18 protein-coding genes are annotated in these 19,292 nt (G+C 55.5%); 10 read left to right on the top strand and 8 right to left on the bottom strand.

Going from position 1 to position 19,292, the window contains the following annotated elements; all coding sequences use genetic code 11:
* The first annotated feature begins 22 nt into the window (after window positions 1-22).
* On the top strand, window positions 23-634 hold the full coding sequence (locus VGE55_RS13670) for an MOSC domain-containing protein (RefSeq protein ID WP_331132227.1): 612 nt from the start codon (window positions 23-25) through the stop codon (window positions 632-634).
* A gap of 19 nt (window positions 635-653) precedes the next feature.
* On the opposite strand, the gene VGE55_RS13665 is transcribed toward VGE55_RS13670, so the two are convergent.
* A complete protein-coding gene (locus VGE55_RS13665; protein ID WP_331132226.1) occupies window positions 654-1,676 on the bottom strand; it encodes a hypothetical protein in 1,023 nt (340 codons plus the stop codon).
* Window positions 1,677-1,756: 80 nt separating this feature from the next.
* Between VGE55_RS13665 and VGE55_RS13660 the strand changes: the two genes are divergently transcribed.
* Together VGE55_RS13660 and VGE55_RS13655 are read left to right on the top strand one after the other, a co-directional pair.
* Window positions 1,757-2,194 (top strand): DUF1499 domain-containing protein, encoded by a 438-nt coding sequence (locus VGE55_RS13660; protein ID WP_331132225.1) that lies wholly within the window; start codon window positions 1,757-1,759, stop codon window positions 2,192-2,194.
* A gap of 105 nt (window positions 2,195-2,299) precedes the next feature.
* Window positions 2,300-3,559 (top strand): PAS domain-containing protein, encoded by a 1,260-nt coding sequence (locus tag VGE55_RS13655; protein ID WP_331132224.1) that lies wholly within the window; start codon window positions 2,300-2,302, stop codon window positions 3,557-3,559.
* Here VGE55_RS13655 and VGE55_RS13650 read toward each other — a convergent pair.
* Window positions 3,556-4,047 (bottom strand): hypothetical protein, encoded by a 492-nt coding sequence (locus tag VGE55_RS13650; RefSeq protein ID WP_331132223.1) that lies wholly within the window; start codon window positions 4,045-4,047, stop codon window positions 3,556-3,558. The two genes, VGE55_RS13655 and VGE55_RS13650, sit on opposite strands and share 4 nt — an antisense overlap.
* 245 nt (window positions 4,048-4,292) lie before the next feature.
* On the opposite strand from VGE55_RS13650, the gene VGE55_RS13645 reads away from it, so the two are divergent.
* From VGE55_RS13645 to VGE55_RS13635, 3 genes are all read left to right on the top strand, one after another.
* Complete coding sequence (locus VGE55_RS13645; protein WP_331132222.1) at window positions 4,293-4,952, top strand: response regulator transcription factor; 660 nt, start codon at window positions 4,293-4,295, stop codon at window positions 4,950-4,952.
* 38 nt (window positions 4,953-4,990) lie between these two features.
* The gene (locus VGE55_RS13640) at window positions 4,991-7,930 is read left to right on the top strand and encodes a hybrid sensor histidine kinase/response regulator (RefSeq protein WP_331132221.1); all 2,940 of its coding nucleotides are present in this window, start codon (window positions 4,991-4,993) and stop codon (window positions 7,928-7,930) included.
* A 156-nt stretch (window positions 7,931-8,086) separates the two neighbouring features.
* Entirely contained in the window at window positions 8,087-8,533 is a 447-nt protein-coding gene (locus tag VGE55_RS13635) for a hypothetical protein (protein WP_331132220.1), read from the top strand.
* A gap of 5 nt (window positions 8,534-8,538) precedes the next feature.
* On the opposite strand, the gene VGE55_RS13630 is transcribed toward VGE55_RS13635, so the two are convergent.
* Window positions 8,539-9,231 (bottom strand): response regulator transcription factor, encoded by a 693-nt coding sequence (locus VGE55_RS13630; RefSeq protein ID WP_331132219.1) that lies wholly within the window; start codon window positions 9,229-9,231, stop codon window positions 8,539-8,541.
* 170 nt (window positions 9,232-9,401) lie between these two features.
* On the opposite strand from VGE55_RS13630, the gene VGE55_RS13625 reads away from it, so the two are divergent.
* Window positions 9,402-9,824: a hypothetical protein gene (locus tag VGE55_RS13625; RefSeq protein WP_331132218.1), complete on the top strand. Its 423-nt coding sequence runs from the start codon at window positions 9,402-9,404 to the stop codon at window positions 9,822-9,824.
* A gap of 17 nt (window positions 9,825-9,841) precedes the next feature.
* On the opposite strand, the gene mnmE is transcribed toward VGE55_RS13625, so the two are convergent.
* The 5 genes from mnmE to rpmH form a co-directional block, all read right to left on the bottom strand.
* Complete coding sequence (mnmE, locus tag VGE55_RS13620) at window positions 9,842-11,212, bottom strand: tRNA uridine-5-carboxymethylaminomethyl(34) synthesis GTPase MnmE (RefSeq protein ID WP_331132217.1); 1,371 nt, start codon at window positions 11,210-11,212, stop codon at window positions 9,842-9,844.
* Window positions 11,199-12,911: a membrane protein insertase YidC gene (yidC, locus tag VGE55_RS13615; protein WP_331132216.1), complete on the bottom strand. Its 1,713-nt coding sequence runs from the start codon at window positions 12,909-12,911 to the stop codon at window positions 11,199-11,201. The genes mnmE and yidC overlap by 14 nt, the downstream gene beginning before the upstream one ends.
* Window positions 12,912-12,927: 16 nt before the next feature.
* Complete coding sequence (gene yidD / locus VGE55_RS13610) at window positions 12,928-13,146, bottom strand: membrane protein insertion efficiency factor YidD (RefSeq protein ID WP_331132215.1); 219 nt, start codon at window positions 13,144-13,146, stop codon at window positions 12,928-12,930.
* Window positions 13,147-13,184: 38 nt separating this feature from the next.
* Window positions 13,185-13,517, bottom strand: a complete 333-nt coding sequence (locus tag VGE55_RS13605) for a ribonuclease P protein component (protein WP_331132214.1) — start codon at window positions 13,515-13,517, stop codon at window positions 13,185-13,187.
* Window positions 13,518-13,587: 70 nt separating this feature from the next.
* Entirely contained in the window at window positions 13,588-13,722 is a 135-nt protein-coding gene (rpmH, locus tag VGE55_RS13600; protein WP_284279709.1) for a 50S ribosomal protein L34, read from the bottom strand.
* A 196-nt stretch (window positions 13,723-13,918) separates the two neighbouring features.
* On the opposite strand from rpmH, the gene dnaA reads away from it, so the two are divergent.
* The 3 genes from dnaA to gyrB all read left to right on the top strand — a co-directional run bounded on the left by dnaA (window position 13,919) and on the right by gyrB (window position 19,215).
* Window positions 13,919-15,310: a chromosomal replication initiator protein DnaA gene (gene dnaA, locus VGE55_RS13595; RefSeq protein ID WP_331132309.1), complete on the top strand. Its 1,392-nt coding sequence runs from the start codon at window positions 13,919-13,921 to the stop codon at window positions 15,308-15,310.
* 249 nt (window positions 15,311-15,559) lie between these two features.
* Window positions 15,560-16,666 carry a DNA polymerase III subunit beta gene (gene dnaN / locus VGE55_RS13590; protein ID WP_256763322.1) on the top strand — a complete coding sequence of 369 codons (1,107 nt, stop codon included), beginning with the start codon at window positions 15,560-15,562 and terminating at the stop codon, window positions 16,664-16,666.
* Window positions 16,667-16,689: 23 nt separating this feature from the next.
* Entirely contained in the window at window positions 16,690-19,215 is a 2,526-nt protein-coding gene (gene gyrB, locus VGE55_RS13585) for a DNA topoisomerase (ATP-hydrolyzing) subunit B (RefSeq protein WP_331132213.1), read from the top strand.
* Window positions 19,216-19,292 lie beyond the last annotated feature (77 nt).

Below are 19,292 nucleotides of genomic sequence, written 5' to 3'. Positions count from 1 at the left end.
ATTTTGTTGCGCACCCACCACGATGAAACTATTGGCGATTTGTACCGGCACTGTTGCCCCCCTCCTCTACCGAACCGCAGCAGGCGATGTCAAAACCGTGGCATCCGGCATCAACAAAAAGGCCGTGAGCACGCTGCACGAGCCCAACCCCGTCGAACTGAAAAAACTGGGCCTGCAAGGCGACGAGCAATGCAATCTCAGTGTGCATGGCGGTTTGGACAAAGCGGTGTACATGATGCCCGCGGAACACTATTCCTTTTGGCAATTGCGGCGACAGGCCCACAACCTGGATTCCAATTTGCTGTGGGGCATGCTGGGCGAGAACCTGGTGGTGGAAGGTCTGCTGGAAAGTGAAGTCCGCCTGGGTGACGAACTGGAGATTGGCGGCGTGCGTTTGCGGGTCACGGACCCACGCGAACCCTGCTTTAAATTTGCCATTCGCATGGGCTACGGCAACGCACCCAAAGACATGGTGCAGCAAGGCAACTGCGGCTGGTACTTGCGGGTGGTGCAGACAGGCAGCCTGAAAGCAGGCGATGCAATCGTCCGGCATGCCAACGCCAGTGGGAAAACAGTTCTTGAGCAGTTTCGGTTTTTAACCCGCAAAGGGCAAATGGACTTGCTGGGCGACTAATTCAGACACGGAGCACACACTAAGCGCGACGCCACGATGCTGCTTGCGCCCGGGCTGCCGGGGTGTTCAGTGCCGACAAGCGCTCAATCCAGTCTGGGTGCGGATCATATTCGTACTGCTGAATGGCCAAGGCCAAAGCCTCATCGTCCCATCCATCGGCCTTGTACAAATCAAAGAGCGCAGATGCCAACACAGGGCTTTTGGGCAAAGCGCGCATCCATTGCTCCGCTTGTGCAATGGCCTCCCGGGCACGGCCTGCCAAACGCATTTGCGCAATAGCTTGTGCAGCTTCAAAGTCATCCACCGCCGACTTGCGCAGCAACTCCGACAATAAAAACACCTCGCCGAGGTATTCCAGCAGCCCTTTTAACCGCAGGCGCCGCCAACGCTTGTCAAACGAACGCCAATTGACGGCAGCGGCAGGCTGGGTCTCGGCCATGGCCCGAATGTCTTCCTCAATCAGACCGGTGAGCACAGCACGGTCTGTGGACGCAAGAACCTTCCACCAGACCGCAGGCTCCACAATCCCAAGCTGGTCCTGCAAGGCCACGGGATACACCGTGAGGGCACGCTCCATGGGTGATTGCGGCAGCGTCGCCAAGCCGCTTAACCAGTCCAGCACAAACTGACGAACAGAACGAACCAGCACGCCGGCGCGGTCATCGGCCCCCTCACATTGACCAAACACCCGCAGCAACACATGCGAACCCAAGCCCAACAAGGCCTCCACCACCGCGCTGGAATGCTGACCGCGGTGCAATTCCTCACCCAACCACGCGCCCAAAGTGTCCAAGCGGCAAGCGATTTTGTCGCAGGACGCAGCAGAGGGGCATCGCGCCTGCCCGATGTACTTGCCACCGGCTTGTCGAAGTCGCTGCGACACCTGTCGAGCGTCGAGGGTTTCCGCATCGTCCAATACTTCCGACACGGACTGGAGAAACTGCAAGGCCCGCCCAAGCTCGGGCATGTGGCGCGAGGCACTGGCCAACCACACCAGCCACTGGCTGCCATCGCGTTTGGACAGGGAGGGGTAGAGGTTCACTGCTGCTTTGGGTTACATTGGTGGTCAAAGTATATTCGATGGGAACACATCGCGTGAAAAGAGTCGCATTAGGGGTGGTCATGATCGCTGTCGCCGTGGTATTGGCAATGTTCGGTTTTGGTATTTATTCGCAGTCGGGTTCACCACCCGGATTGGAAAACGGACAGCTCAAACCATGCCCCAGTGCACCGCACTGCGTGGTCAGTGAACGCGGTGCCGATTCTGCGCATTCCATCGCGCCCATTCCATTGACTGACAAGATGGGTGAAGAGCCGTTGCTTTTTGTTCAGGAAGTGCTGGCCGACATGGGCGCAGATGTCGTCGCCACCGAAGACAATTACCTGGCGGCAACCTTCACCAGCGCTGTTTTTGGATTTGTCGACGATGTGGAAATCCGACTGGACAACACCAACAAGGTGCTGCAAATCCGCTCATCATCACGCACAGGCTATGCCGACTTCGGTGTGAACAGAAACCGGGTTGAAGCCATTCGCGCTGCCCTCGCCAAAGCCCCCTAACGATGAACACGAAGGGGGTACCCTTAAAAAGGGTAACCTCGACACAAGGACATCCCTGTAGCCTGTTTGGAAGGGAGGGCGTGGCAGTCAGAGACGCAATGGCATATGAAGTCCCAAATTCTCGATGAAACAATCGACCAGATTCTGGTGGATGCACACGAAAAATCACTCAGCAAGGCCGGCTTGTACCGTGATCTGCCGCTGACCAAACAGCCAGCATTGACGCAAGACATGTCGCCGTGGTCGGCCCTCAAGACCTATCCGGCGCTGTTCTTGAAAGACGTCCAGGCGGGGCGCCTGCAGCTCGACAGCAAAGGCGGAATCCGCGGCGTCGCGCTCGGCAACGAGGACGCCTTTACCCCGCAGAACAGGCGCTTGAGCCTGCTGGACCTGTGTGACGAGGCTTACCGCCATGCCTTTGAGTCCGCGCTTCGGCGGTGCTTCAAAACAGGCGTTGAACAACAATTGGTCATCAAGATCAACTTGCGCCGCAACAAATCCCGGTTCTTTGAATTGTTGATTGAACCGCCGATCAAGAAAAGCATTTTCAGCGCGGGGCAAGCGGTCGTGCATTTTGAATGCCTGATCAAGGAAGATGCGCCGTTCACCCACCGCCGACTGCATGACAATGTGTCGCAGATCATCCCGGAATACGCCACCATGGTGGACCAGTTGACCGATGGATTGATCGAAATGGACGATCAATTCCGGATCACACACGCCAATCGGAAGGCGGAGTGTTTGCTGAATGGCAAATTTGATCCCTGTGCCAGTCCAAAAAGTGTGGCCGACTGGATACCCGACATGGACCTGGTGTTGTTTGCAGGCCTCATGGAATCGGCCCGCAGCACCGGCCTTTCGCACCCGGTGGAACAACGGGTCAACGCCACCAACAAATGGGTCATGCTTCAACTGTTTCGGTGTGCGGAAGAGTACACACTGACCTTGCGGGATGTGACCCAACAAAAAAATGAAAGTGCCGAACTGGGCATGCTGAGTGAAGCCATTGAACAAATTCGCGACCTGGTGGTGGTCACCAATGACTTGAGAACAGCCAAGGAAGGGTTCAAAGTGCTGTTCGTCAATCGCGCTTTTGAACACAACATGGACGCCACGCGAGACCGTTGGGTTGGCCGCAACCCATACACACTGATCGACCACCGATTGCCGACTGCCGACGTGCGCAAGTTGCTGGTGGCTTTCCTCAGTCGCCAAAAGCTCACGCTGAAAACCAGCTACCTGACCCGGGCAGGAGACTGGATTCCAACGGAGATCATGGTGTCACCCTACATGGATTCCATTCGTCAGGAAGCCCGATTCCTGGTGATTTTCCGACTGACGGAAAACCGTCTCAGCCTGATTTAGTGGTGTGCTGTTTGATGGGTGCTGCAGGCCTGCTGCCTGGGCTCAAAGACCATCGCATGCAAAGCCTTCACCAGCATGTGGGTGGTTTGGTCTGTGTCTTTGCGCAAAAAACGGATGGGTCGATGCTCGGCATGGGTTTGGTCAAACCAACGCTGGGCCTGCATCAGGCTGTCACTGTTGCAGGACATGTACGACAGTGGAATGTCTGAGCAGTATCTCGCAAAAAATTCAAACAATGCAGGCAGTTCGCTGGGCGCACTGTCCGGAAAGTGCAAATCCGACAACACGGCCGCAGGGCATTCACATTCGCCCCGTTGCGCCAGTTTGAGCGCCACCTGGATGTCGGAAAAGCGTTCGAAAATTCGAAGCTCCAACTGAAGGTCGGTGACCCTGGCAATTTCCTCGAGGGCCTCTTCGACCACCAATCGATAAAAGGGCGAATCCTCGGCGACCCACACTTCCAGCTTGTCCCCGCAATTCACTCGCATAGTGCACCTTTTCAATTCTGGCAAACCCTCTAGAGATACCTTAAACCAAATGCCGTGTCGAAATGGCCTCCCAAAGAGACCCCCCCCTGATTGCAGGGGGACCACCCCCGAGGAAACCCAACGGCACAAATGCACCCCCCCTCCAATTGCGGGGGCACCGGGCGGGGGATGCGCACTTAACATTTGTTCACCGTGTCGGTTTTTGCACTGTTGCAGGCAAAAGCCCGTTTCCACAGGAGAATGCAATGAGTTTGAACAAAGTGCTGTTGGTTGAGGATCACCCAGTGGTTGCCATGATGCTGGCTGACATGCTGGAGGAACATGTGCCCGACGTATCGGTCACCAAAGCCAGCCAATTGTCCGCCTGTGAAGCCCTGGTTCACGAACAACACCGATTGGTGATTTTTGATCTGAACCTGCCCGATACACAGGGTGTTTCCACAGCCGATCGAGTGCGGGCCCTATTTCCGCATGCACAGCTTCTGGCATTCACCGGCCTGTCCAGCCCCCAGATCGAGGCCCATCTGGAAGAAATGGACATTCCCGTGGTCAACAAGTCGGCCGACTACCACGAACTGCTGAATGCCGTGATGCGCGCCTTGCAGGCGGTGGGCATGGCCGCCGCCAATGCCACCAAGAGCAAGAATGAGTACCAGTCCAACATCATTGCACCAGGCTCACGCAAGCCATTGACGTGGCGGCAAGTGGAAATCATGCAACGCATCGCCGTGGGCATGACCGCCAAAGAGGCAGCACGCGACTTGAACCTCAGCCCGGAAACCGTGCGTGCTCACATGCGCGAAGTGCTGGTCCGCCTGGGTGCTCAAAACCGTGCCCATGCCGTGTCGATTTTCACCAAGGCTGAACGACAATCTCGGCTGTTGGAAGAAGTGTCGGCCAGTTAAACTGATCGACCCCAAAGACCCTCACACAGACCTTTTTCATGAAGCTGTCCCTGCTGATCCGGATCACGGCACTGATCGTTGCACTTTTCTCCCTGATCAGCTTGGGCACCAAGGCTGCGTCCATTCACCAGCAGTCGGTGCAAGAGGCCCAGTACCAGGCCTGGGCTTCCGATGAGGCCATCCTGACGCGCACCCTCGCCGAATTTGAGGCCATGCGCAAGTTGGTATCCCTGTATGCGGCAACACGCGACCCGACCTACATCAACCATTATCTGGACCTGGTGGGCATACACAATGGCAGCCGTGTGTACTCAGAGCCTGTGGGCAACGACTACTGGATTGATGTCATCACTGGACAGCGCAAAGTATCGGCGGTGACTTGGGGCGTGGGCGACAACCTGAACGAACGCCTCTACTCACTGAAGTTCGTTCAACCGGAAGAGCCTGCGATAGAACGGATTCTCGACCTGAAACATCAGCTTGAGAAGAGCGAGTTGAATGCCTTCGCGCAAGGCATGAACCGCTATGTCGGCAAAGATGGCAAACACGACACGGCCCGGGAAGATGTGAAAGACACCTTCGGCGTGTTGTTCGATCGCAAGCACATCGAATTGACCCACGCCCTCACCTTTGAAATTTCAGCGCTGATCGCCCGCGAGAAACGGCGCTACCTGACCCAGATAGAAAGCTCACGCAATGAGCTCAAAACCAGTGTCGTCGTTGACGCTGCGCTGACCCTGCTGTTCATCGTTGGCCTGTGCGCCGGTTTGCTGGCCATCAAGCGTCGAGTGATCGACCCCATCAATTCGCTGTACACGGCCAGCGAAGAGATCATGAAGGGCGACTACACCGTGCGCGTCACCAACCACCAGGGCACGCAGGAAATCATTCTGCTGACCCGTGCGTTTAACCGGATGATCCGATCATTCCAACGGGACCTTGAAAAAAGCGAACGGGTGAAACGGGCGCTTGAAGAAGTCAATCTGGCCAACCTGGAGAAAGAACGGGCGAAAAATGAATCCCGAATCAAGAGTTCCTTCTTGGCCAACATGAGCCACGAAATACGCACGCCCATGAATGCCATTCTTGGGATGACGGCGCTCACCTTGAAAACAAACCTGAGTGAGAAACAACGGGATTACCTCAAAAAAATCCAGTTGTCAGGCAACAATCTGTTGGCGCTGATCAACAGCATTCTCGACCTGTCCAAGCTGGAGTCGGACATGTTCAAGCTGGAACAATGCCCGTTCCGGTTTGACGATGTGCTGGAAGAAGTGTTTGGGACCCTGGGCAACACCGCCAGCCATAAAAACATTCGGCTTCACTACACCCTCAAAAGCCGGAACATGCAAAGCATCTTGAACAACCTGGTGGGAGACCCGCTGCGCATTGGCCAGGTGTTTAAAAATCTGGTTGGCAACGCCATCAAATTCACCCAGCGCGGCTACGTGAGTGTGAGTGCAAAAGTGCTGGAGCGCCAAGACGACCTGGTGACGCTTCAATTCAGTGTCAGTGACACCGGCATCGGCATGAGCAAGGACAAACTCCAAAATGTGTTCGACAAATTCACCCAAGCCGACAGCAGCACCACACGGATGTATGGCGGAAGCGGATTGGGGTTGAGCATTGCCAAGGAACTGGTCCACCTGATGGGTGGCGACATCCATGTTCAATCCACCCTGGGCAAAGGGTCGGTGTTCAATTTCACCCTGAAGCTTCGTTTGCAGGAGGGTGTTCCCGCCACCTTGAGAAGCCCGATGGTCAACACAGACACCCATGTGTACCTGTGTTCGGAAGACGGGAAATTGCTAAAATCCATGCGCAGCCTGTTTGTGGAATTCGGCGTTCAGCTCACCGCAGTGACTGCTCAGCAAATTATTTGGCAAGACATTCACACCACGGGCAACGACATCATTGTGGTGGACTGTGATGTCACACCCCACGCCATGGAAACCTTTGCGGAGTTGATATCCCTCTCCAGAACCCACGCCAGCCAATGGGTTTGGTTGTCCACGCAAGACTCGGCAGAGGTGCTGAAAATGCACCCCATGCTGACCGACCAAAAAATTCTGACAACGCCGCTATTGCCTCGCCATGTCGTTCAGTTGCTCGACCTGGATCCCCACATCGTGGAAGGTGAGGCTCACGAAGTGAGCCCGGCGCTTACTGCATCGTCCCAAGGCGGGCAATTCAGGCATGCAGACCTGTTGCTGGTGGAAGACCACCCGCTGAACATGGAGCTGTTGATCGACTTCCTGGCACCACGCAAATACAACATCCAGTGCGCCCGGGATGGTCAGGAAGCCATGGATTTGTTGAAGCAGCGCAACCGTCCGTTCGACATGATCATCACCGATCTGGAGATGCCCCTGCTGGATGGCTATCAGCTGTCCGCGTGGATCCGGAGTCACCTCATCCATGGGCAGACACCCATCATGGCATTGACTGCCCATGCCTTCGAACAAACACGCGTGCGTTGTACCCAATTGGGCATCGACATGGTGCTCACCAAACCGTTCCACGAGGCAGACCTTTACAACGCCGTTCGAAACGCCCTGGCACGCCAGGAAGGGGTACTAACGGGCTTTGAACAGTGCGCCACAGACCTCCCGGGGAGTGCGCCCGGCAAAGCGGCGTCAACCCGGCAAATTTTCCAGACGGACCGATTTGAGCCTCAACGGATGGCCAAATACCTCAACAAATTCATTGAGACCAGCCACGACCTGGTGCCCCGCCTGAGCCAACTGCTCAAGGACCAGGCCTACGCCGAGTTCCGCCGGGAAATCCACTCCACCAGCGGGGTGCTGGGCATGCTGGCCAAAGACGACATCAAGGCCGCCTTTTCGCAAATGGATCGGGACCTGGAAGACCCTGCGCAAACCCAACGGGTGATGCGGGAAGTGCTTGAACAATGGCCAACCATTCTTGCCGAAGCTCGGGAGGCTTTGGATCGAATGCAGAAAATCGGACAAACCTGAAAAAACCCTGTATTTTGAAAGGGTCTTGCGATTGTCTTAAGAAAAATCGCGAAGTACACTCCAACAAGCTGTATGGAAGCAACAGAGCACGCGGGGCCGCTTCAAGCCAACGCGAGCCAGTGATAGTCGTCTTTTCAAGGGTTTGTAGTGAAGCACATGCGCTATCTGGCCAGCCTGGCCATGGTCGTCGCAAGCTTGGGTGCGTTTCCCAGGGTGGGACACGCGGATATGGTCGTGGTGGGCTCCAGTCAATTGCCCATCTCCCAGATCAGCGTCACCAATCTTCGCGACTTGTACACGGGGCGAACCCATCAATTGGGGTCTTTGCCTGTGTCGGTGGTCGATCGAAACAACGACTCACCGGATCGAAATCAATTCATTGCCAAAACCCTCGGCTTCAGCCCTGAAGAATTTCACACCGTCCAGCGCGTGGTGGAATACATCGGCAAATCCAACAGCCCGGCCAGGGTGGCCAATTCACGCCAACAAATGTTGCAAATGGTGGCCGATTCACCCAATGCACTGGGTTATGTCAGCAAAAAAGAATTCGCCGAGTTGGCACGCCAATGGCGCGTCAAGGAAATCCGGATCACACCGGAATAAGCGGCTTAGCCGATGGCGTCACTGGGAGAACGGGGTTCGCCCGACTTTTTGCGCACCCGCGACTGCGCCTTTAAAAACACGCTGACCGCCTGGGCCTTGTTGGCCGCTTCCAGGCGACGGAAAATTTCACGAATGTGCCCGCGAACGGTCTCAGGACTTAAGCCCATGTTTTGCGCCACCTGCTTGGCAGACATACCCTGTGCAGTCAGGGTCATGATCTCGACTTGTCGCCAAGTCAATGGCTTTGCACCCGGGTAGGCCACAATGTCCGAATGGTGCTCGTTGTGGGCACTAAACGCGTCTTGATGGCCTTTGGCCAAAACCCCTGATCGCTGAAGCAACTGTTCAATGCACTCAAACAATTCACTTTGCCGCGCGTTTTTAGACAGCCAAAGGGCATTGCCCTGCTCTGCCTGCAATCGCAAGGCCGGGTCAGCATCGCCGGTGTAGATCAAGGTTGGCGTGGAAGAAAAGGCACCTTGAATCCATTGCAAGGTGTCCGCCCCTTTGGAATCGAGCAGATTCAAGTCGGCAATCAGCACCGATGGATTCTGGAGTGTGAACTCACGGGCCAATTTCACTGAATTGACCACTTGAATATTCACATCAGTCACCAGGTCCTTGCAGGCGTCTTCGACCACCATCGAGACCACCGGGTGGTCTTCCAGAATGAGAATCAGGTGTACAGGTGCAGCCATGGCGATGTTTCAATCATTGTATGAATTATGGCCTCTATCGTAATTCGTCCGGCAATGGTCTGTACAGCCTAAAAGAGGGGTGCCACGGACTGGGTATCCCCCGTTCTGTGAGGTCCAACCGCAGAATTTCTTTCATAGGATTGAACCATCGCACAACCGGGGTTCACATCATGAGCGCAGTCCTCCGCAACGAACTGTTTAATCTCGACCAGATCATTCCAATGCCCATGGAGGTGATGGATCCACCCATCGTGCATGAACTGGGTGATGTGGCCACCACACTGAGCCGGTTTGCACACCGCATTGCCCACACCCACCAAACAGGGCGCACCCTGGAAGTGCTGTTGCAATTGCGCCAATGGGCCCATGACAAACCCACGGTTGAAACGCTGCTGGCAGGCCACCTGGACACCATTGCACAAGCGATGACACAAAGCCGTGGCGACAGGGTTCACCAAGATGTCCAGATGCGATTGCACGCGCTGGTCGACCACTTGGCGTTTTTGGCCCTGGTGTTTGAATCGGAAACCCACTTGGCCGCTCACCAAGTCACCGACGCATGGTTGCAAGGGCAACTGATCAGTCAACACTGAGCGACATACTCTGCGATCTACTTGCCGATGCAGAAACGGCTGAAGATCAAACCCAACAAATCATCGGGCAACAATCGCCCGGTGATTTCACCCAAGGCATCGTGGGCCAAGCGCAGCTCCTCGGCAAACAGGTCGAGAATGCGATCGTCCTGCAGGGCATAGGCGTGTGCAAGCTCCAGGTGGGCACGGCAGGCCTTCAGGGCATCCACATGCCGTTGGCGGGCCATGAATCCGTGTTCCGGTGCGTGGTTAAAACCCACCTTGTGAAGAATCGCATCCTTTAGCAACTCCAGCCCTTCGCCTGTTTTCGCCGATACCCAGCACTGGTCTTCACCGCTGTTCTGCGGGTGTTGCGGCAACAAGTCGGCCTTGTTCCAAACCATGATGCGCGGCAAATTTGATGCAGATTCTGGCAAATCGATGGCGGCCAGCGCCGCATTTGTTGCATCGTGCAGCACCATCAACAAATCGGCTTCCTGAATGGACTTCAGGGTTCGGTCGATGCCGATTTTCTCCACCACGTCGTCGGTGTCGCGAAGGCCTGCGGTGTCCACCAACACCACGGGCACGCCGCGGATGTTCAACTCTTGAACAATGCGATCGCGGGTTGTGCCTGCCACAGGCGACACAATGGCCACCTCTTCACCGGCCAACGCATTCAACAGGCTGGACTTGCCCACATTGGGAGGCCCCACCAGCACAATGCGAAGCCCATCCCGGAATTTCACACCCTCTTGGGCCAACAAGGTCAGCTCGGCATGCTGATTCAAAATCGCCTGCAACTGCCCTTTCGCATCGGCCTTTTCCAGAAACTCAATTTCTTCTTCGGGAAAATCCAAGGTGGCTTCCAACAACAAACGAAGGTGGGTGATGCGATCGGCCAGTGCCGTCACCTGGTGTGAGAACACACCGGTTAACGAGGCAGCCGCTGCTTTGGCTGCACCCACAGATTGCGCGTCAATCAAGTCCGCAACGGCCTCGGCCTGGGCCAAATCCAGCTTGTCGTTCAAAAACGCACGCTGGGTAAACTCGCCCGGCAAGGCATGGCGCAAAGGCAGGCTCAATCGCTGAGCCTGTGCCAGTGCATGGCTCAACACTGCCTGCAACACTGCTGGGCCACCATGGCCCTGAAATTCCAGTACATGCTCACCGGTGAACGAGGCTGGCGCAGCAAACCGAAGGGCGATGCCTTCGTCAATGGCATGGCCACTGGCATCCCGAAGGGTGACCAGCGTGGCCATTCGAACGGCTGGAATTTTTTGGAGGAAAGCCTCACAGAACGATTCGCACTGTGCAGCCAAAGGAAAGGAAAACCGCAGCACCCCCACCCCACCCTTGCCAGGTGGAGTGGCGATGGCCACGATGGGGTCTGAATTACTGCTCAGCACCTGATTCAATTCGACGGGTGATCACCCACTGCTGCGTGATGGACAGGATGTTGTTCACCACCCAGTACAGCACCAAACCCGCCGGGAAGAACACAAACATCACCGAGAACACCAGTGGCATCACCATCATCACCTTGGCCTGAACAGGGTCAGGTGGTGTGGGGTTCAACTTGGTCTGGATGAACATGGTGATGGCCATGACGATGGGTAAAATACCCAGCTTGAAACCCAAGGTGATGGGCAGCAGGCGGGTGATCAAGTCATCGGGCGAGGCCAGGTCGGCCACCCAATACCAGGGTGCATTGCGCATTTCCACACTGGCCAGCAACACCCAGTACAAGGAGATAAATACCGGGATTTGAATCACAATCGGCACACATCCGCCCAAGGGGTTGATCTTCTCGCGCTTGTACATGTCCATCATGGCGCGCTGGAAGCCCATTTTGTCGTCGCCGTACTGTTCCTTCATGGCTTGCATGCGCGGGCCAATTTTGCGCATTTTGGCCATGGACTTGTAGCTGGCCGCCGACAAAGGGAAGAACGCGAGCTTGATCAACAGGGTGAGCAGCACAATCGCCCAGCCCCAGTTGCCAACCACCGAGTGGATTTTTTCCAGCAACCAGTAAATGGGTTGCGCAATCACGGTCAACCAGCCGTAATCCACCACCAGTTCAAGGCCAGGGGCCACTTTTTCCAGCACGCGTTGGTCTTGAGGGCCGGTGTACACGACACTGGTGTACTTGGCCGTTTGGCCGGGGGCAACAGAGCCCAATGGGCTCACCACACCGAAGGAATACAGGTTGTCTTCCACCTTGCGGATGAAGTTTTCGCGCGGGCCAGCCTGGGCCACAATGGCCGATACAAAATAATGTTGCACCATGGCCACCCAGCCGGCATCGGTTTTCTTGATGTATTCGGCGGAGTTTTTGTTGATGGCTTCGAACTTCACCTTTTGATACTTGCCCTCAGGACTGTACACAGCCGGGCCGGTGAAGGTGGAATAGAATTTGGAATCGGTGGACAGTGGGTTGCCATCGCGCGTGATTTGAACATAGGCGCTGGGTGTGACTGCCTGGTCACCCAGGTTTTTCACGTCCATTTCAAAACCGATCTGGTAGCTGCCCTTGGTGAAGGTGTACACATACAGGGTTTCAACATTGCCAGCCACTGCACGCAACTTGAGTTGCTGGGTGGGTTTTTCGACGGTCAACTCGCCAGGTTTTTGAACCACTTCAAACAGGGTTCGGTGGTTGGGCGCGCCCGGTACACCCACCACGCCAGCCTGCGCCACATAGGTGCGTTTGTCGGATTGTTCAAACAGTTGAACCGGCAATGTTGGGTCGCCCGCCTTGGGGTGCTGGAGCAACTTGGAAGAAATCAGCTGACCACCCTGGGTGGAAAACTGCAATTCCAATACATCGGTTCGAACAGTCAACGTTTCTGCGGCGGTCGCCTTCACAGGCTCGGCCGGTGGTGCGTCACCCGGCAAAGCCGTGGTTGCAGCCGCTTGGGGCAGATCATTGCTGGTTTGGGCGGGCGTTGCCGCTTTGCTGGCCCCGGCAGTCTGCTTTGCATCGGTGGCAGCACCCGTGGGCATGCCAAACAGGGTCGGATGGCCTTGGGAAGCCTGGTAGTTGTCCCACAGCATGATGAGGGACAGGGTAAAAATCATCAGCAAGATGAGCCGGCGCGTTTCCATGGAAATCCTTTAGCAACTAGGCATTGTGACGGTGCGTTTGTGGCGCATTGGGCGGTTGGGGCAAGTTTTGTTCGGAAGACCCGGGCACCAGGTCGATCCCCCCGGCGTTCCAGGGGTTGCAACGGCAAATTCGACCCAAGGCCAATGCCGTGCCCCGCCATGCGCCATGCATTCTAACTGCTTCAAGCGCGTAGGCTGAACAACTGGGGTAAAAACGACAGGATGGCGCAAACATCGGGCTGATGCCGAGCTGGTACCCACGCACCAAACCACTTATGGCGCGTGCTGCGAGAGACAATCGAGGAGTTGATGAAGTTCCGTCCACCAGTCTGCCCTCTGAGAATGGCCGATTTGACCAACCGGTTTGGTGAGCCTGACCAAGACTTGGCCTTGATAATTCACCAGGTGAGCGCGGCAAGCTTCGCGAGCCAATCGCTTCAAGGTGTTTCGGTCCACAGCGCGTTTGGCAAGCCGTTTGGGGATCAAAATGCCGAAGCGGGTACCGGCTTCATCCGGAATGGCGTGCAGCATCAGCCGGGCAGTTTTATTAACCGGCCGGGTTTTCAGCAGGTCAGAAAACGATTCCGACAGATCAATTGGGCGCATCCGGATGCATTGCTGGCGCGGGCGGGCTGGTCAGTCATTGAGCAACCGGCCGCTGCGCGAGCAAACACACTTAGACGGACAAACGGGCGCGACCTTTGGCGCGACGGGCGCGAATAACAGCGCGGCCACCACGGGTGCGTTGGCGAACCAGGAAGCCGTGGGTGCGTTGACGGCGTACTTTCGAAGGTTGGTATGTGCGTTTCATGGCAAACCCAATGTGTTAGCGTGTAGAGAACCCGAAATTATAGAGGGGTTTTATTGAAATTGATAGGGAAATCTGTCGAAACACAAGAACTTACCGATGCCACCGCTTCATCCGTGGGGGTTTGGATACAATGGAGCGCTTAGCGAGAATCCATTTTTTATGCCCTGGCGGGCACTACAAGGTTGCTGTGACTGTGATAGATCAATTCTGGACCCACTGTGTTGAGGCGCTGAAAAAAGAAATCCCGGCCCAACAAGTCAAGCTGTGGATTGAGCCCCTCACAGTGGTCAACTATGACGAAAATGCCGGTAGCCTGGCCCTGGCAGCACCCAACCGCTTCAAACTGGACTGGGTGCTCAACAATTATGGTGGCCGCTTTACCGAGTTGGCCAGCGAGTACTTTGGCTGCGACATTGACATTCAATGGCAGGTGGCGGCCCGCACTGCACCGCCAAGCCCCAGCGCTGGGCAACGCGATTCGGCCACGGCACCATCCAACCAGGCACCAGCAAAAGCTGCACCGGTGGACACCCTACGCCGGGATGAAGTCGCCACTTCGGTCTACGAGCGCAGCCGCCTGAATCGGGACCTGTGCTTTTCCAACTTTGTATCGGGCCGCGCCAACCAACTGGCACGCGCGGCGGCCGAGCAAGTGGCGGCCAACCCGGGCGTGAGCTACAACCCCCTGTTTTTGTACGGTGGCGTGGGCTTGGGTAAAACCCACCTGATCCATTCGATCGGCAATCGGCTCCTGGAGAGTAACCCTCACGCGCAAATTCGCTACATCCACGCAGAACAGTATGTGAGCGATGTGGTGAAGGCCTATCAAAAAAAGGCCTTTGAAGAATTCAAACGCTCGTACTATTCGCTCGACCTGTTGCTGATTGACGATATTCAGTTTTTTGCCGGCAAAAGCCGCACGCAGGAAGAGTTTTTCTATGCCTTTGAACAACTGATTGCGGCCAAAAAGCAAATCATCATCACGAGCGACACCTATCCCAAAGACATTCAAGGGATGGATGACCGCCTGATTTCCCGATTCAACAGCGGTTTGACGGTGGCCATTGAACCACCCGAGCTCGAAATGCGGGTGGCCATTCTGCTGAAAAAGGCCGAACAACAAAAAATCCAGTTCTCGGAAGACGTGGCCTTTTTTGTGGCCAAACACATGCGGTCCAACATCCGTGAACTGGAAGGTGCCCTGCGCCGCATCATGGCCTTTGCCTCTTTCCACAACAAGCCCGTGACCATGGACCTGGTGCGTGAGGCCTTGCGGGACATGATTTCGGTGCACCATGGTCAGGTGTCGGTTGAAAGCATTCAGAAGACTGTGGCGGACTATTACAAAATCAAAGTGGCCGACATGTTCTCGAAACGCCGCCAAGCCAACATTGTGCTGCCACGGCAAGTGGCCATGTACCTGGCCAAGGAATTGACCGAGAAAAGCTACATGGAAATCGGTGAGTTGTTTGGCGGGCGAGACCACACGACCGTGCTGCACGCCGTGAACAAAATCACCGAGCTGCGCAACCAGTCGGCCGAATTAAACCACGCCCTGCATGTATTGGACCAAACCTTGAAAGGTTGAGCAACAAGCCCGGCCGGTTGATTTAGAATTGTGGATAAGTCTGTAAAAACCTTGAACAACAAGCGGACTTATCCACAGAAAAAAAAGAACCTCGAAGAAGCTCAAAAAGTTATCCACAGTGTGCAGAACCAGTCCGCTGAGTTTTACACCCGTTTTGAAAGAACCTAAAACACTCAAATAAAAAGGGAAAATAGGGTTATCCACACAAAGTGATCCACTCTATTACCTAATCCTATAAGGAAATATTGAATGGAATTGATTCATAGCTCACGCGATGCATTGGTTCGAAAACTGCAAATCGTCAGCAACATTGTGGAACGCAGGAACACCTTGCCTGTGCTGGCCAACATCCTGCTGAAGAAAAACGGCGGTGTATTAACACTGCTGTCGTCTGACATTGAAATGCAGATTCAAACCTCGGCAGATGTGGGCGAAGGGGGTGGAGACACAGCAACCACCGTGGCTGCTCGCAAATTTCTGGACATTCTTCGTTCACTGCCCGATGAATCGGACGTGGTGGTCAAGCTCGATGGCAAAAAGATGACTGTTCAGGCCAAGAAAAGCCGGTTTGCCCTGCAAACACTGCCTGCGGAAGACTTTCCGCTGGTGCAAGAGCCCAAGGAATGGCTGACACAAATCACCTTGCCCCAAAAAATGCTGAAAAACCTGTTGGGCATGGTGCACTTTTCCATGGCCCAGCAAGACCTGCGTTACTACCTCAACGGCGTGTTGTTGGTGATTGACGCCGCCCATGTGCGCGCGGTGGCCACCGATGGGCATCGACTGGCGTATGCTGAAGCCGCCGGTCAAGGTGGCGCAGGCAAGCATGAGGTGATCATTCCCCGCAAAACCGTGCTGGAATTGTCCCGCCTGCTGGCTGAAACCGATGACCCGGTCACCATCGACCTGGCTGCCAACCAGGCCAAATTCACGTTTTCCGACATCACGCTGATCACCAAACTGGTGGAAGGCAAATTCCCGGACTATCAACGGGTCATTCCCAAAAACCACCAGCACAAGGTCGTCATGAGCCGCGACACCCTGCTGCACTCCCTGCAGCGTGCGTCCATTTTGACCAGCGACAAATTCCGCGGCATTCGCTGGGTGCTGGGTGCTGGCCTGTTGACCGTGGTGGCCAACAACAGCGACCAGGAAGAAGCGCGGGATGAACTGGAGGTGGATTACCAAGGCCCCGAGATTGACGTGGGTTTTAACGTAAACTACCTGCTGGATGTGCTCAACAACCTGAAATCGGAAACCGTTCAATTCACCTTGCAGGATGGCAACAGCAGCGCGCTGGTGACCAACCCGGGCAAGGACGACTTCAAGTACGTCGTCATGCCCATGCGCATTTGAACCGGACACTACAACAAGACCCTATGACTTCAGACACACTCGACAGCGGTGCCGTTCCGGCACCCTCCAACGGCGCTGACTATGGCGAAGGTGCCATTCAGATTCTGGAAGGCCTGGAAGCGGTTCGCAAACGGCCGGGCATGTACATCGGCGACACGTCGGACGGCACCGGCTTGCACCACTTGGTGTTTGAGGTTGTAGACAACTCAATTGACGAGGCCTTGGCAGGCCACTGTGACGACATTGTGGTCACCATCCATGCGGACAACTCGATCAGCGTGATCGACAACGGGCGGGGTATTCCGACCGGCGTCAAAATGGATGACAAGCACGAGCCCAAGCGCTCAGCCGCTGAAATTGCACTCACTGAGTTGCATGCTGGCGGTAAATTCAACCAGAACAGCTACAAGGTGTCCGGTGGTTTGCACGGTGTGGGTGTGAGCTGCGTGAACGCGCTGTCCACCTGGCTGCGCCTCACAGTGCGCCGGGACGGCAAGGTTCACCAGCTGGAGTTTTCACGCGGGTTTGTTCAAAACCGCATTCTGGAAACCGTGGACGGCGTGGAAGTGTCGCCCATGAAAGTGGTGGGCACCACCGACAAGCGCGGCACGGAAGTTCACTTCCTGCCCGACACCGATATTTTTCAGCAGAACCACGATTTTCATTATGAAATTTTGGCCAAGCGCCTGCGCGAACTGAGCTTCCTGAACAACGGTGTTCGCATTCGTTTGAAAGACGAACGCACCGGCAAGGAAGACGACTTTGCCGGCAGCGGCGGTGTGATGGGTTTTGTGGAATTCATCAATGCCAACAAAAAAATTCTGCACCCCAACACCTTTTACGCAGCGGGTGAGCGCCCAGCGGAAACCTACGGCGGTATTCCCGGCACCAGCATTGGTGTTGAAGTGTCCATGCAATGGAACGATGGGTTTAACGAGTCGGTGCTGTGCTTCACCAACAACATTCCACAGCGGGATGGTGGTACCCACCTGACGGGTTTGCGCGCCGCCATGACCCGCGTGATTGGCAAGTACATTGAAGTCAATGAAATTGCCAAAAAACAGAAAGTGGAAGTGACGGGCGATGACATGCGCGAAGGCCTGTGCTGCGTGCTGTCGGTCAAAGTGCCCGAGCCAAAATTTTCCAGCCAGACGAAAGACAAACTGGTGTCGAGCGAAGTGCGCGCCCCAGTGGAAGACATTGTGGCCAAAGTGCTCAGTGAATTCCTGGAAGAAAAGCCCAACGATGCCAAGCTGATTTGCAGCAAAATTGTGGAAGCTGCGCGCGCGCGCGAAGCAGCCCGCAAAGCCCGTGAAATGACTCGCCGAAAGGGCGTATTGGACGGTGTTGGCCTACCCGGAAAGCTGGCGGATTGCCAGGAACGTGACCCCGCCAAATGCGAACTGTACATCGTCGAGGGTGACTCGGCGGGTGGCTCGGCCAAGCAAGGCCGAGATCGCAAATTCCAGGCGATTTTGCCGTTGCGCGGCAAGGTGCTGAACGTGGAAAAAGCGCGCTTTGACAAGCTGCTGACCTCGGAACAAATCACCACGCTGATCACTGCCTTGGGCACCAGCATTGGCAAAGACGATTTCAACCTAGAAAAGCTGCGTTACCACCGCATTATCATCATGACCGATGCGGACGTGGACGGTGCACACATTCGCACACTGTTGCTGACACTGCTGTACCGCCAAATGCCAGAGCTTGTTGAAAAAGGCCATGTGTACATTGCCCAGCCACCGCTGTACAAAGTGAAGCACGGCAAGGAAGAGCGCTACCTGAAAGACGATCAGGAAGAAGCGCAATACATGCTGAAAATTGCGTTGGAAAAAGCAGCGCTGGTGCCGGGTGCCGGCAAGGCTGCCATCACCGGTGAAGCATTGGAAGAACTGGCGCGTCAGTTTGTGTTGGTTGAATCGGTGGTGGGGCGCTTAAGCCGAATTATTGATGCCGATGTGCTGAATGCGATTGTGGAAGGCGTGGAGCTGGACCTGGACACGGCTGAAGGCGCCAAAGCCACGGCCGAGAAATTGCAGGCTGTGCTTGACCCCACCATCATGAGTGTGTTTGCCCAGTTTGATGAACAAAGCGACAAGCACCGTGTGCTGGTGCACCGCCGCCACCATGGCAATGTGCGCGTGACCACCATCGACCCTGACTTTGTTCACGGTGCCGACTACCCATTGCTGGCGCATGCTGCTAAAACTTTCAAAGGTTTGATCAGCGAAGGTGCTGAAATGCAGCGCGGTGAAGGCGACAAACAGAAAGTGCAGGCTGTGCAAAGCTTCCGCGAGGCGATGCAATGGCTGCGTGAGCAAGCCGAGCGTTCCATCAGCAAGCAACGCTACAAAGGCTTGGGCGAAATGAACCCCTCGCAGTTGTGGGAAACCACCATGGACCCCGCTGTGCGCCGTTTGTTGCGCGTGCAAATTGAAGACGCCATTGCGGCAGACCAAATTTTTACGACGCTGATGGGTGATGAAGTGGAGCCCCGCAGGGCATTTATTGAGAGCAATGCGTTGAAGGCGAGCAATATTGATGTGTGATCGATGTGTACACGCAGGACTGAACGCTAGGTGAATCTTTCAACGGTCTATGCGCGATCAGTGCGCAGTTGTTGCAA

Origin of the sequence: Limnobacter sp. (assembly GCF_036405155.1) — a bacterium.
Classification (GTDB): domain Bacteria; phylum Pseudomonadota; class Gammaproteobacteria; order Burkholderiales; family Burkholderiaceae_B; genus Limnobacter.
This window is presented reverse-complemented; position numbering and strand designations above follow the sequence as displayed.

What these genes read in the sequence shown, in the direction of transcription:
- VGE55_RS13645 (WP_331132222.1), top strand. Translation starts at nt 4,293, where the DNA reads ATGAGTTTGAACAAAGTGCTGTTGGTTGAGGATCACCCAGTGGTTGCC.
- gyrB (WP_331132213.1), top strand. Translation starts at nt 16,690, where the DNA reads ATGACTTCAGACACACTCGACAGCGGTGCCGTTCCGGCACCCTCCAAC.
- VGE55_RS13640 (WP_331132221.1), top strand. Translation starts at nt 4,991, where the DNA reads ATGAAGCTGTCCCTGCTGATCCGGATCACGGCACTGATCGTTGCACTT.
- rpmH (WP_284279709.1), bottom strand. Translation starts at nt 13,722, where the DNA reads ATGAAACGCACATACCAACCTTCGAAAGTACGCCGTCAACGCACCCAC.
- yidD (WP_331132215.1), bottom strand. Translation starts at nt 13,146, where the DNA reads ATGTTTGCGCCATCCTGTCGTTTTTACCCCAGTTGTTCAGCCTACGCG.
- VGE55_RS13650 (WP_331132223.1), bottom strand. Translation starts at nt 4,047, where the DNA reads ATGCGAGTGAATTGCGGGGACAAGCTGGAAGTGTGGGTCGCCGAGGAT.
- VGE55_RS13670 (WP_331132227.1), top strand. Translation starts at nt 23, where the DNA reads ATGAAACTATTGGCGATTTGTACCGGCACTGTTGCCCCCCTCCTCTAC.
- VGE55_RS13630 (WP_331132219.1), bottom strand. Translation starts at nt 9,231, where the DNA reads ATGGCTGCACCTGTACACCTGATTCTCATTCTGGAAGACCACCCGGTG.
- VGE55_RS13660 (WP_331132225.1), top strand. Translation starts at nt 1,757, where the DNA reads ATGATCGCTGTCGCCGTGGTATTGGCAATGTTCGGTTTTGGTATTTAT.
- VGE55_RS13655 (WP_331132224.1), top strand. Translation starts at nt 2,300, where the DNA reads ATGAAGTCCCAAATTCTCGATGAAACAATCGACCAGATTCTGGTGGAT.
- VGE55_RS13605 (WP_331132214.1), bottom strand. Translation starts at nt 13,517, where the DNA reads ATGCGCCCAATTGATCTGTCGGAATCGTTTTCTGACCTGCTGAAAACC.
- dnaN (WP_256763322.1), top strand. Translation starts at nt 15,560, where the DNA reads ATGGAATTGATTCATAGCTCACGCGATGCATTGGTTCGAAAACTGCAA.
- yidC (WP_331132216.1), bottom strand. Translation starts at nt 12,911, where the DNA reads ATGGAAACGCGCCGGCTCATCTTGCTGATGATTTTTACCCTGTCCCTC.
- VGE55_RS13625 (WP_331132218.1), top strand. Translation starts at nt 9,402, where the DNA reads ATGAGCGCAGTCCTCCGCAACGAACTGTTTAATCTCGACCAGATCATT.
- VGE55_RS13635 (WP_331132220.1), top strand. Translation starts at nt 8,087, where the DNA reads ATGCGCTATCTGGCCAGCCTGGCCATGGTCGTCGCAAGCTTGGGTGCG.